12 protein-coding genes are annotated in these 13,084 nt (G+C 68.0%); 11 read left to right on the forward strand and 1 reads right to left on the reverse strand.

What is annotated here, in order from left to right; all coding sequences use genetic code 11:
• Nucleotides 1–51: 51 nt before the first annotated feature.
• From ACFWF2_RS18585 to ACFWF2_RS18595, 3 genes are read left to right on the forward strand one after another with little or no spacing between them, the layout of a single operon-like run.
• On the forward strand, nt 52–714 hold the full coding sequence (locus ACFWF2_RS18585; protein ID WP_379308666.1) for a hypothetical protein: 663 nt from the start codon (nt 52–54) through the stop codon (nt 712–714).
• Nucleotides 707–2,062, forward strand: a complete 1,356-nt coding sequence (locus tag ACFWF2_RS18590; protein WP_379308667.1) for a glutamine synthetase family protein — start codon at nt 707–709, stop codon at nt 2,060–2,062. The genes ACFWF2_RS18585 and ACFWF2_RS18590 overlap by 8 nt, the downstream gene beginning before the upstream one ends.
• The gene (locus ACFWF2_RS18595) at nt 2,059–2,823 is read left to right on the forward strand and encodes a gamma-glutamyl-gamma-aminobutyrate hydrolase family protein (RefSeq protein ID WP_379308668.1); all 765 of its coding nucleotides are present in this window, start codon (nt 2,059–2,061) and stop codon (nt 2,821–2,823) included. Before ACFWF2_RS18590 ends, ACFWF2_RS18595 begins: the two co-directional genes overlap by 4 nt.
• A gap of 67 nt (nt 2,824–2,890) precedes the next feature.
• Here the strand turns inward: ACFWF2_RS18595 and ACFWF2_RS18600 are convergent, their stop codons facing one another.
• Complete coding sequence (locus ACFWF2_RS18600) at nt 2,891–3,568, reverse strand: TetR/AcrR family transcriptional regulator (RefSeq protein ID WP_379308669.1); 678 nt, start codon at nt 3,566–3,568, stop codon at nt 2,891–2,893.
• Between the two features lie 319 nt (nt 3,569–3,887).
• On the opposite strand from ACFWF2_RS18600, the gene ACFWF2_RS18605 reads away from it, so the two are divergent.
• The 8 genes from ACFWF2_RS18605 to ACFWF2_RS18640 all read left to right on the forward strand — a co-directional run.
• The gene (locus tag ACFWF2_RS18605) at nt 3,888–5,495 is read left to right on the forward strand and encodes a class I adenylate-forming enzyme family protein (protein WP_379308670.1); all 1,608 of its coding nucleotides are present in this window, start codon (nt 3,888–3,890) and stop codon (nt 5,493–5,495) included.
• Nucleotides 5,496–5,505: 10 nt separating this feature from the next.
• Nucleotides 5,506–6,267: an enoyl-CoA hydratase/isomerase family protein gene (locus ACFWF2_RS18610; RefSeq protein WP_379308671.1), complete on the forward strand. Its 762-nt coding sequence runs from the start codon at nt 5,506–5,508 to the stop codon at nt 6,265–6,267.
• On the forward strand, nt 6,267–7,361 hold the full coding sequence (locus ACFWF2_RS18615) for a Zn-dependent alcohol dehydrogenase (protein ID WP_379308672.1): 1,095 nt from the start codon (nt 6,267–6,269) through the stop codon (nt 7,359–7,361). Before ACFWF2_RS18610 ends, ACFWF2_RS18615 begins: the two co-directional genes overlap by 1 nt.
• A gap of 34 nt (nt 7,362–7,395) precedes the next feature.
• The gene (locus tag ACFWF2_RS18620) at nt 7,396–8,853 is read left to right on the forward strand and encodes an aldehyde dehydrogenase family protein (protein ID WP_379308673.1); all 1,458 of its coding nucleotides are present in this window, start codon (nt 7,396–7,398) and stop codon (nt 8,851–8,853) included.
• 114 nt (nt 8,854–8,967) lie between these two features.
• A complete protein-coding gene (locus tag ACFWF2_RS18625; protein WP_379308674.1) occupies nt 8,968–10,626 on the forward strand; it encodes a flavin-containing monooxygenase in 1,659 nt (552 codons plus the stop codon).
• Nucleotides 10,623–10,997 carry a hotdog fold domain-containing protein gene (locus tag ACFWF2_RS18630; RefSeq protein WP_379308675.1) on the forward strand — a complete coding sequence of 125 codons (375 nt, stop codon included), beginning with the start codon at nt 10,623–10,625 and terminating at the stop codon, nt 10,995–10,997. Before ACFWF2_RS18625 ends, ACFWF2_RS18630 begins: the two co-directional genes overlap by 4 nt.
• 5 nt (nt 10,998–11,002) lie before the next feature.
• A complete protein-coding gene (locus ACFWF2_RS18635) occupies nt 11,003–12,301 on the forward strand; it encodes an NAD(P)/FAD-dependent oxidoreductase (RefSeq protein WP_379308676.1) in 1,299 nt (432 codons plus the stop codon).
• Nucleotides 12,302–12,473: 172 nt separating this feature from the next.
• A partial coding sequence (locus tag ACFWF2_RS18640; protein WP_379308677.1) for an NAD(P)H-dependent flavin oxidoreductase occupies nt 12,474–13,084 on the forward strand: 611 nt, incomplete at its 3' end.

Genomic DNA, 13,084 nt, shown 5'->3' on the forward strand with positions numbered 1-13,084 from the left:
TGTCGACGGTGTACCGCGCACACGATCTCGTCGAATCGAAAGGACAACATGATGACCGAAACGACGATCGGTCCCGCGACACGCGGGGCTGACGCGGTCGGCGGGGTCGACATCCGGATCGAGGACGACGCCAGTCCGATCGTCCGGCTCATCGCCCGGACCATCACCGATTCCCTCCGCGCCGACAGCTCCCTCCTGCCCGCCGGGCTGGCGGGCGCGATCGCGATCCGTTCCCATGACACCCCGCAGGCCGCCACGATCAGCATCGCCAACGGCACCATCGCGGTGTCGGGTGGCGTGTTCGTCGAGCCCGATCTCGACGTGACCGTCGACCTGAACCAGTTCTTCGCCCCGGTCGGTGAGCCCGTCGGCTCGCCCGAGTTCGTGGCCGTGGCCATCGCTCTGCTGTCGCCGCCGCTGCCGGACTGGAAGACCGCCGCGGCGACCTTCTGGGCCGCGATCCGGTCGATCCCCGGCATTCCCGACATGCTGATCGCCGTCACGGAGGGCCCCGAAGGCCTGGACCAGGTCGTCGCGGGCGAGGGGGAGACCCACTACGTCATCGCGGGCCCGCCGGAACTGCTGGCCGCCATCTTCACCGGCGCGGTCGATCTGCTCGCCGCGCTGTCCACCGGTCTCGTCGGCGTCCGCGGCACGCTCGCGCAGCTGTCCGTGCTGGTCGCCGCATCCTGGAAGGTTCGCTACGATGTCTGAAATCGCCACCACCGCACCGGCTCTCGAGCCCGACGTGCACACGGTCCGGATCGAGTCGACCAACCACGACGGTTCCTTCCACGGCAAGAATGTCGCGCCGAAGAAGTTCGCCGCGAGCGCGGAGTCGGGTTTCGCGGTGGCCGATCTGCTGTTCGGCCTCGACCTCGGCAATGCGCCGACCATGGGCTTCGCCTACCCCTCCTGGCGTGGTCACCTCGCCGACCTGCAGTTCCGGCCCGACATGTCGACGCTGGTGCAGTGGGAGCCCGGTCTGCAGTCCGTGATCGGTGACTACTGGCAGGCCGACGGCACCCCGATCGGCATCTGTCCGCGTAACCTGGCTCGCAAGCTGGTCGATCGGCTCGCCACCCGTGGTTTCACCGCCACCATCGCGGTCGAGATCGAGGCCACCGTGTTCCAGGAGTCCGTCCACGAGGCCAGGGCGAAGGGCTACCGCGATCTCACCCCCCTCGGCGGATCCGCCGGCACCGCCTACAACCTCGCGAAGTCGAAGGACTGGGTCGACTACATGTCGGCGGTCGTGCGGCGCCTCGAACAGATCGGCATCGAGTGGGAGGCGTGGAGCGACGAGGACGCGGCCGGTCAGGTCGAACTCAATCTGATTCCCGGCGACCCGATCTCGGTGTGCGACAACTGGGCTCGCGCCCGGCAGGTGATGCGTGAGGTGGCCTTCGAGCTCGGTCACACCGTGACCTTCATGGCCAAGCCGACCGCGGGCTATGGCCAGGCCTCGCACGTCAACCTGTCGCTGCAGCGCGACGGGGCCAACGTGTTCTACGCGCCCGACGGGCCGTCGGACATGATGCGGCACGCGGTCGCCGGGCTGCTGGCGACGATGCGTGGCGCGGCCTCGGTCATGCTTCCGCAGATCACCTCCTTCCGGCGCCTGGTCGACCTGAGCGGACCGCCGACGACGGTGACCTGGGGCATCGCCAACAAGAGCACCGCGGTGCGCGCGGTGGTCGGTCACCCGGCCTACTCCCGCCTCGAGTACCGCGTTCCCGGCGCCGACGCCAACCTGTACCTCGCGGTCGCGACGATCCTCGCCGGTGTGATCGCCGGTATCGACGGCGAGCTCGAACCGGCGGATCCGGTGAGCGATCTGGCGTGGTGCGTGCCCGACCTCGAGCGGCTGCCCGAGACCATCACGAAGGCGGCCGACGCGCTCGAGGCCGATCTGATCCTGCGCGAGCAGCTCGGTGACGAGTTCGTCGACTACTGGGTCGGTACGCGGCGCTGGGAGTGGATGCAGTTCCACACCGCGGGCGGCGACTCGTTCTCCGAGCTGTCGGAATGGGAGTCCAAGCGCTACTTCGAGTTCCCGTGACCGCGGGCTCGACCCGGGTGAAGCCCCTGATCGGCCTGACCGGACGACGGTTCAGGATGGAGCTGGTCAAGGGCTCACACCCGGGGTACGGCCACCGCCTCACCGACAGCTTCATCTCCGATTTCGCGGAACGGATCGCACGCGCGGGCGGCGTGCCGGTGATGCTGCCCTACGACGCCGATCCGGCGGCGCTGGGTGACTGGCTCTCCGGTGTGCTGATCACCGGTGGTCAGGATGTGCATCCGAGCTGCTGGGGTGGGGACGAGTCGGTGGTCGGTGGGATCGACCCGCTCGCCGACCCCTCGGTCCACGACCTCAGCCGGGACGAGTTCGAGATCGCGGTGACCCAGGTCGCCTTGGAGCGGCAGATCCCGCTGCTCGGCGTCTGCCGCGGCATGCAGGTGCTCAATGTGACCCTCGGCGGCACACTGATTCCCGACCTGCCGGTCGGGCCGATCCGGCACCTCATGTCAGCGGGCCCGCTGTCGGACGGTGACCCCGAGCACGTCGTCACCTTCGATGCGGGGACGATCGCCCAGAAGGTGTTCGGCGATCGGCTGGTGACCAACTCGTGGCACCACCAGGCGATCGATGTCTGCGGAAACGGGCTGGTGGTCACCGGTCGCACCGATGACGGCGTCGTCGAGTCCGTCGAGCTCCCCGGAGCCGCCGTGCTCGGGGTGCAGTGGCATCCCGAGTGGATGGCCACCGATGACGGCGCGCTGCGCTGGCTCGTCGACGCGGCCGCCGAGCGGCGCTGAGCGAAGCGGAAACGACTGTGGCCGCCACCTTTCCGGTGGTGGCCACAGTGCTGTGATGCCGGCGCGGTCAATCCACGCGCACCCAGGACACCAGCGACCGCATGTCCGGCTCGGGCGCGACGTCCGCCGGCCGGACCGCGGGTGCGGCGGCATCGCCGAGGTTGGCCGCCATCCACGCGTCGAGCACGCCGACGGTGAGCTCCATCTGTGTCCGGGCCGCGGCGGCGTCGGTGAACACCAGCCAGTTGAGCGCGAAGCCGTCGGACAGTGCGGACACCACGTAGATCAGCTGGTCGATCGTGTCCGGGTCGACCGGGCGGCCCGCGGCGGTCGTGGTGCCCTCGAGGATCGTGCGCATGGTCGCGAAGGCCTCGGTGTACACGACCGCGGCCTGCTCGCCCTCACGCTGACCCCAGCTGATCAGCTCGAGGATGGTCGGGCCGAAGTCCCGATTCTCCAGATACCACCTCAACACGCCACGTAACAGGCCCCGAGCGGTGTTCTGCGTATCGCTGTGGACATCGCTGCGGTTCAGCACATCTCGATACTCGCCGGCGAGGTATTCGAAGACCGCCGCGAACAGCACCTCTTTGGTGGCGAAGCAGTAGTGCAGCGTGGCCAGGGGAGCGTTCGCCTCTTCCGCGATGCGGCGCGTGGTGGCTCCGTCCACCCCGTGGGCGGCGATCACGCGCACAGCCGCGGCCACCAGTTCGGCGCGACGTTCGGCGGCGGGAATGCGAGCCATGCGGTTCTCCTTCGAATCAGATCTGAACGATTGATCAAGTCAATGTCGACATTACCATCCTGAACTGCGCATGACAGGACTACTCGGCAGTGTGCGTCCTAAATAGATAGTCATATGGCTTGATCAATTGACCCACTACCGCTACCGTTATGGCAGGCCTCACATTTCCACCCCCTGGTGGTCGCACTTCTGCTCTGCGGCGTGGCGATCCGGGCCCAGTCGAGAACCACCCATGAGGGCGTGCGTGCCGCGCCGGCCGCAGCCCGGCGACTGCAGGTCGATCGACGACCTACCACCTGCTACCCGCGAAGAGGACGACATGACCCAAGTCGAATCGGTCAACCCCGAACGCGCGATCGCGCTCGATCGCCTGGCCGTCGACCCACCGATCGACACCCTCGTCGGTCTCCTGGCCGACCAGGCCGTCCGCTCTCCCGACCGTGAGTTCCTCCGGTTCGTGGACGGGTCATGGACCTTCGCCGAGATCGACGACTGGACCTCGCGTCTGGCCCGGCGACTGGTCACCGAGGACGGTGTCCGCCCGGGTGACCGGGTCGCGATCATGCTGCCCAACGTGGTGCAGTGGCCGATCGCCTGGCTGGCGATCCTCAAGGCGGGCGCGGTGACCGTTCCGGTGAACTCGTCGTATCAGCGGGCTGATCTGGAATTCGTCCTCCAGGATTCCGGCGCCAGGGTGCTGTTCACCGACGCCGAGCACACCCCGCTGGTCGACGAGGTGCGCGCCGCGAACGGCGAGCTGGCCGACGTCCGGATCATCGAAGCCTCCGCACCCGGCGAGCTCGCGGGATACCCGGCGGACCGCCCCGCGGTCGCCGTCACCGGCGAGACCCTCGCGAACCTCCAATACACCTCGGGGACAACCGGATTCCCCAAGGCCTGCATGCTGACCCACGACTACTGGACCCGGCTGGGCTGGGTGTGCGCGATCGCCACCGGCCTCGGCGCGGACGACGTGGCTCTCACCTCGCAGCCGTTCTCCTACATGGACCCGCAGTGGAACACGTCGCTGTGCTTGACGATCGGCGCGCCGCTGGTGGTGCTTCCCCGGTTCTCCGCCTCCGGCTTCATGACCGACGTCCGCAAGCACCGGGCCACGTTCTGCTACGTGCTCGGCTCGATGCCGACGCTGCTGTTCAAGCAGCCGCCCACCCCGCAGGACCGCGACAACGACCTTCGGATCGTGTCGTGCTCGGCCATACCCGTCGCCCTGCACGCAGAGCTCGAGCAGAGGTGGGGCGCGCCGTGGCGGGAGATCTTCGGGATGACCGAGAGCGGCGTCGACCTGGTCAGCCTGCCCGAGAGCGCCGGTGATGTCGGTAGCGGACGGCTTGGCCTGCCTGTTCCCACCAAACAGGTCCGCGTCGTCGACCCGCAGGGTCGCGAGGTCGCCGAGGGTGAATCCGGCGAACTGATCACCTCGGGCAAGCCGATGATGCTCGGTTACTGGAACCGGCCCGAGGACACCGCGCAGGTCCTGCGCGACGGCTGGCTGCACACCGGCGACGTCGCCGTCCGTGAGGCGGGTAGCTACCGCCTCGTCGGCCGGATCAAGGACATGGTCCGCCGAGGCGGGGAGAACATCGCCAGCGCCGAGGTCGAACGCGTCCTGGAACGCGACGACTCCGTCGTCGCGACGGCCGTCGTCGGTGTGCCCGACGAGCTGTTCGGGGAGGAGGTCAAGGCCTTCGTGCAGCTGGCCCCCGGCATCGAAGAGAGCCGCGAGACCGCACAGCACATCCTCGACGGCGCCCGGAACCAGTTGGCGCGCTTCAAGCTTCCGCGCTACCTGGAGTTCGTCGCCGACTTCCCGCGCACCCCGTCCGAACGGGTGTCCAAGCCCGCGCTGAAAGCGCGCGCGGCCGAGCATCCCGGCACCACCTACGACCTGCAACCCCCGCGCGACTGAGGAGCCGGACATGACCGACAACTATCTGGACACCCACATCGACGAAGACGTCGCGGTGCTCACCCTGAACCGGCCGGCGAAACTGAACGTGCTCGACGTGGCCACCCGGGTGCAGCTCGCGCAGACCATCCGCCACTTCGGCACGGGTGATCTCGTCCGCGGCATCGTTCTCACCGGCACGGGCCGGGCCTTCTCCGCCGGGGAAGACCTGCAGTCGGTGCCCAGCACCTACGACGAGATCCGCGAGGCGTTCGCGACCTTCCACGACATCACCCGCGCGATTCTCGAGACGAAGATCCCGGTGATCGCGGCCGTGAACGGGATCGCGGTCGGCGGCGCCTCGGAGATCACGCTGTGCTGTGACGCGCGGATCGGCAGCCCGGCCGCCGAGTACTTCCAGCCGGAGAACCACCGCGGGATCATCATCTCCAACGCCTCGAGCTTCCTGCTGGGCCGTCTGGTCCGCAACCACGCGATGCGCATCGTCCTCGGCTCGGAACGGATCGAAGCCGACGAGGCACTGCGGATCGGGCTCCTGGACGAGATCGTCGCCGAGGAGAACCTGGTGGCTCGCGCGGTCGACACGGTCCGCCAGTGGAATTCCGATCCCCGCACCACCGCACTGCATCTGGGCCTGTTGCGGCCGCGCCCCGACGAGATCGAGGCCGCGTTCGCGCGCGAAGACGACGCGGCCCGCCAGTCCTGGGAGTCCGGTGCCTTGTCCGAAGGCATCGACGGCTTCTGGGCATCGAAGAACGAACGGAGACAATGATGATCACCACCGAAGCAGCAGTTCTCACCGCGGTGAACGAACCGCTGGAATTCACCGAGATCCAGGTCGACGATCCGGAGCCCAACGAGGTTCGCCTGGCCGTCTCCCATGTCGGTCTGTGCCACAGCGACCTGCACTACATGACCGGAACCGTGGGCGCGGACCTGCCCGTGGTCGTCGGGCACGAAGTGGCGGGCGTGGTCGAATCGGTCGGCTCCGCGGTCACCTCGTTGCGCCCGGGCGACCGTGTCGTCGGTGCGCTGACGCCCTCGTGCGGGTTGTGCCGCAACTGCCAGGTCGGGCACTCGACCCAGTGTCAGCGCATCACACAGATCCGGCAGCGACCCCGGCCCGCCTTCCAGTTGCCCAGCGGTCAGATAGTCCATCGGCTCGGCGATGTCGGCGCGTTCTCCCGTCACACCCTGATGCGGGAGAACGCGCTGGTGAAGGTGTCCGACGAGGTCGGACTGCATGTGGGCTGCCTGCTCTCGTGCTGTGTCATCACCGGCATCGGCGCCGTGTTCCGCGCCGCACAGGTACGCCCCGGTGCCACCGTCGCCGTCATCGGTTGCGGCGGTGTGGGTTCGGCCATCATCCAGGGCGCGCGCCTGGCGGGTGCCTCGGCGATCGTCGCCGTGGATCTCGACGACGCCCGGCTCGCGGCGGCCCGCACCTACGGCGCCACCCACGTCGTGAACGGTGCCGCCGACGTGCCCGCCGAGATCCAGAACCTGCTCGGCGACGGCGTGGACTACTCGTTCGAGGCCGTCGGCAGCGCGCGGACCGCGGCCACCGCGCTGGCGGTCCTGCGCGCCACGGGCACCGCGTGCATGGTCGGTATCGCCCCCGACGGGACCGATCTGACGCTGCCTGCCTGGAACTTCTTCTTCAGCGAGAAGCGCCTCATCGGTTCCTATATGGGTTCGGGCCAGGCGCAGGAGGACATCGCCCAGTTCGCCCGGCTGTACCAGCAGGGCCGCCTGCTGCTCGACGAGATGGTCAGCGACGTCATCCCGTTCCGCGACATCGACAAGGGCTTCGAGGCGATGAAGTCCGGCGAGGTTACCCGCATCGTCGCCGACCTCACCGTGTGAACCCCTCCCCGTTCGAGCACCGAAGGAGACCCTGATGCCGAATCCACAACTGCCCCAACCGATCAACTACATCGCCGACGACTGGTCCGAGTGCGCGACCATCCCGGACGCCTGGAACCTCGACCCCAACACCGGCCTGCCCGTGCACCACGCCGTCACCACCACCCCCGAAGACGTGGAACGCGCCCTGCGCCACGCCGAGCAGTCCTACGGTTTCGAACGCTGGGACGACGCGGCGAGCGAGGAACGCGCCGCCGTCATCGAGCGCGCGGCCGACATCGTCGAGTCCCGCATCGAGGACATCGCCCGTACCGACGCCCTCACCAGCGGCGTCCCGATCGCCAAGTCCCGGATGGTCGCGCAGTTCCTGCCGTACCGCCTCCGCTCCGCGGCCGCGGAACTGCGCACCATCCCGCGTCGCACGGCGCTGGCGGCCGGTGGTCGTGACGTGCGACTGTACAAGGTCCCGTGGGGTCCCGCCGCCATCCTCACCCCGTGGAACGGCCCCAGTTTCATCCCCGCCGCGAAGATGGTGAGCGCGCTGGCCGCCGGCTGCCCGGTCATCCTCAAGCCGTCGGAGCACGCGCCGAGCAGCGCCCAGATCATCGTCGAGAGCTTCGTCAAAGCCGGGCTGCCCGCCGGGGCGCTGCAGCTCGTCCACGGTGCGGGCGACGTGGGCGCCGCCATCACCGGCGACCCGCGCGTGAAGATCGTCTCCTTCACCGGTGGCCCGAACGCGGGCCGTGCGATCGCCCGCGCCGCCGCGGAGGACTTCAAGGTGCTCCAGCTCGAACTCGGCGGCAACAACCCGGCCCTGGTGCTGGACGACGCCGACATCGACGTGGCCGCCGCCGGCATCCTCGACGGGATGACCAAGCTCAACGGTCAGTGGTGCGAGGGCCCCGGCAAGGTGCTGGCGCACAAGAGCCTGGTCGAACCGCTGCTCGAGGCGCTGCTCGATCGCATCGCCCGCATCGAGATCGGGAACTCGCTCGACGAGAGCACCGAACTCGGCCCCATCTCCAATGCCCCGCACTTCGCGACGCTCCAGAGCCGCATCGAAGGGCTGCGGGCCAACAGTGCGACCATCCATCAGCCCGCGAAGCTGCCCGGCCTCGACGGGTTCTTCCTGTCGCCCACCGTCGCGACGGGCGTCGACGCGTCGCTGGCGACCGCCGAACTGTTCGGTCCGCTCATCAGCCTGCACGCCGTGGAGTCCGACGAGGACGCCCTGCGCGTGGCCAACGCCAACCCCTCCGGTCTGGACGCCTATGTGTTCGGCGGCGACCTGGACCGCGCCATCGAGGTCGGCTCGCGGGTGCTGTCGGGCGAGGTGCGCGTGAACGGCGCCAAAGTCGCCGACCTGGCCGACGGCTCGGCCCAAAGCTTCTGGGGCACTTCGGGAATCGGCGGTCACGCCCCCGCTGAGTCCGTCCGGGTGTTCTGCGGCGACCGCGTGGTCGGCGTCGATTCGCCCGACCTGCCGATGTAGCGATCGCGGAACTACTTCCGCCTCACCCCTTGACTGTGACCGGTACCACTGGTGTACTTCAACTAGGTCAAATGATCCAGTCGGTCGACCAAACAAAGGAAAGCGGCTTCTGCCATGAACTCCACCCACACCCCTGAGATCGTCGACGTCATCGGTGTCGGCGCCGGCTTCACCGGCCTCTACCTCTCCCACCGGCTGACAACAGCAGGCTGGACCTTCGCGGGCTTCGAAGCCGGACCCAGCGTCGGCGGTACCTGGTTCTGGAACACCTATCCGGGCGCCCGCTGTGACGTCGAGAGCATCTACTACTCGTACTCGTTCGACGAGACGCTCCAGCAGGAGTGGACGTGGAGCCAGCGGTTCGCCCCGCAGGCCGAGATCCTCAGCTACATCGAACACGTCGCCGACCGCTTCGACCTGCGCAAGCACTTCACCTTCAACACCCGCGTGGTCAGTTCGACCTGGAACGCGGCCGACCGCCTGTGGGAGGTGCAGCTCGACAACGGGGAGATCCGGCGCAGCCGCTACCTGATCTCGGGTGCGGGCGGCCTGTCCACCCCCAAGGACTTCGACGTGCCCGGCCTGTCGAACTTCGCCGGTCTGCAGGTGTCGACCAGCCGGTGGAACATCTCCCTCGACGATCTCGCGGGCAAGCGCGTCGCCGTGATCGGCACCGGATCCTCGGGCGTGCAGGCCATCCCGCTGATCGCCGAGGTCGCCGAACACCTGACGGTGTTCCAGCGCACCCCGAATTACGTGATGCCCGCGCGCAACGCCGTCCTTCCCCCGGAACGGGTCGGCGCCGTGAAGGGCGAGTACGCGGCGATCCGGGAGGAGTGCAGGCACTCGCCCGGTGGCATCCCCGACCGCCCTGTTACCGACAACGCCTTCGACGTCTCGGACGAGGAGCGTAGGCGACGCTACGAGGAGGCCTACGAGCGCAGCGGCTTCCAGGGGGTCGGAGCAGAGTTCGCCGACCTGATGATCGACGCCGAGGCCAACAGCACCGCGTCGGAATTCATCCACGACAAGATCCGCGAGATCGTCGAAGATCCAGCGACCGCCGAGTTGCTCGTGCCCAAGTACCACCCGCTCGGGGCCAAGCGCAGCGTCTTCGGCACCGACTACTACGAGACCTACAACCGGCCGAACGTGTCGCTGGTGTCGTTGCGCGACGATCGCATCGAGACGATGACCGAGAACGCCATCGTCACCTCGAAGGGCACCTACGAGGTGGACGCGATCGTTCTTGCCATCGGCTTCGACGCCTTCACCGGCCCGCTGTACGGTCTCAACCTCACCGGCGCCTCCGGCCGGAAGCTGCAGGATGCCTGGAGCGACGGCATCCGCTCGTTCCTCGGGATCATGGCCACGGACTTTCCCAACTTCTTCATGGTCGGCGGCCCGCTGAGCCCCGCGCTGGTGAGCAATGTGGTGGTGACCATCGAACAGGCCGTCGACTGGATCGCCGACCTCATCGAGCACGGCCGTGAGCAGGGCGCAACGGTGATCGAGGCCACCGCCGAGGCCGAGCAGGAGTGGGTGGACATCACCGAGGCGACCGTCGCCCCCACGCTGTTCGCCACGACCGAATCCTGGTACCGCGGCTCCAACATCGAGGGCAAGCCCAACACCTTCATGGGTTACGTCGGCGGCGTGGGCAAGTACCGGCGGATGTGCACCGAGATCGCCAAGCGCGGCTACCCCGGTGTAGAGATCGACGGCGAAGCGGAGTCCCGCACCGTCGGCCCGATTCACATGGAGATCTCATGAGCAAGGCCGTTCACCGCCGGTATGTCGCCTTCTCCGACGCCCACTACGCAGGCAACCTCGTCGACGGTGCCTACGCCCTGAAGCTCTTCGGCGACGTCGGCACCAATCTGGCGATCGAAATGGACGGCCACGAGAGCCTGTTCGCCGGCTACTCGTCGGTGGAATTCCTCGCCCCGGTCAGGGGCGGCGATGTCGTCGAGGCCGAGGCAACCCTGGTGAAGAAGGGAAACCGAAGCCGCACAGTCGATTTCGAGCTCCGTGTGATCTGTCGTGGCTCCGATGACACCGGCCGGGCGCAGGTCCTGGAGACACCTCTGCTCGCGGTGCGCGCACGCGGCACCGCGGTCATCCCCGCGGACGGAGCGGAGTAGTCGCGATGGAACTGATGCACGACACTGGTTGGGCCGAACAGCCTGCCACCGTCGAACCCCCACTGACCGGTGATATCGAGTGCGATGTCGTCGTGATCGGTGGCGGTGGCGGCGGTATGTCTGCCGCCCTGCGCCTCGCCGGGAAAGGCATCGACGTGGTGCTGCTCGAGGCGAAGACTCTCGGTTGGGGCGCCACCTCCCGCAACGCGGGATACATCACGAACTCGGTCGCCGCCGATCCGGAGATGCTGGGTTTTCTGCTGAAGCGCGAGCGGTTGCGCGAGCTGTACCGCTACGCCGAGAACGCGGTGCATTTCGCCGAGGACGCGATCAAGCACCACGCGATCGACTGTGACTATCGGCAGGAAGGCATCGTGATGGCCGCGGTGTCGAAGGGGCAGTTGCGGCACGCGCGCCGCAACGCGAAGGTCCTGGCCGAGGCCGGATCGTCGGGCGAATTCGTCGAGGGCCCCGAAGCGGGTCTGCCGGAGGGTTTCCTAGGTGGCATCCGCGAGGGCGTCGGTGGCACGGTCAATCCGGGCAAGTTCGCTCTCGGCTTGCGCGACGCGACTATCGCCGCGGGTGCGCGCGTCTATGAGTGCACTCCCGCACGTGACGTCGCCGACGTCGGAAACCGGGTCATCGTCGAAACGCCGAACGGAAAAGTCAAAGCCCGCAAGGCGCTGCTGACCACCAACGCCGCGAGCAACAGCCTGTCCATCGCGCCCAAGCACCTCGCCACCCCGGTGTGGACCTCCCTGATCGAAACCGAACCCATCCCACCCGAGCGGCTCGACGACATCGGCTGGACCAGCCGGGCCCCCATGGTCACGCTGCACATGATCCTGGAGAGCTACCGCGTCACCCCGCGCGGAACCATTGCGTTCGGCACGCGCCGGGTGCAGGCGGGGCGCAACCCGCTGCCGGATCGTACCCCCGCGCCGCACGTCGCCGACGACCTCGTCCGCGGCTTCCACGACCGATTCCCCGGCCTGCGCGACATCAAGCCGGTGAAGGCCTGGGGTGGCTGGATCGGCATGAGCTCCACATGGCTTCCCGCCGCGGGCGAGGCCTCCGGCAACGTGCTCTACTCGGCGGCCTGCAACGGCCACGGCTTCGCCCAGGCACAGTACGTGGGCCACATGCTGGCCGACCACGTCACCGGTGCCCCGATGCACGAGGATCTGGCGGCGGTCTGGCACGGCCGAAAGCGGTTCTGGCCCAGCTTCGTCAGCAATCCCGCGCTGTATCTGGGCTGGCTCGCCGACCGCGCCGCCGACCGTATGGCCTCGCTCAGAAAGTAGTCGCCGCGCCGGTTCGCGCCGGCCGTCGGCGGAACGGCACTCGCCACTGACGGCCGGCGCGACGCGAGAGCGCCTATCCCGGTCGCTGACCGGGATCATTGACAAAAAGTTATCCCGGCCCGCGATCATTGTCGCATGACTCAGACATTTGACTAGAACGGCCAGGACGCACATGTTCACCAACACCTTCACCGAGACGTTCGGTATCGAGCACCCCATCGTCTGTGGCGGCATGACCGCCGTCGGCACCGCGGACCTGATCAGCGCTGTGGCCAACGCGGGCGCTCTCGGATTCCTCACCGCCCTCACTCAGCCGACCCCTGAGGCGCTGGTCAAGGAAATCGCCCGCTGCCGCGATCTCACCGACAAGCCGTTCGGTGTCAATCTGACCATCCTGCCGACCATCAAGCCGGTGCCCTACGACGAATATCGTGACGCCATCGTCGAAAGCGGCATCACCATTGTCGAAACCGCGGGCGGTAACCCGCAGCCGCACCTGCCCACCTTCAAGGCCGCAGGCGTCAAGGTCATCCACAAGGCGGTCACGGTCCGCCACGCTCTCAAGGCCCAGCAGCTCGGTGTCGACGCGATCAGCATCGACGGATTCGAATGCGCCGGGCACCCCGGTGAAGACGACGTCCCCGGCCTCGTGCTGATCCCCGCCGCCGCCAGGGCACTGTCCATTCCGATCATCGCCAGCGGCGGAATCGCCACCGGCGCAGGCCTTGTCGCCGCCCTCGCGCTCGGCGCGTGCGCGGTGAACATGGGCACGCGGTTCATGGC

It is taken from the genome of Nocardia sp. NPDC060259 (assembly GCF_042728775.1).
Lineage (GTDB): Bacteria > Actinomycetota > Actinomycetes > Mycobacteriales > Mycobacteriaceae > Nocardia.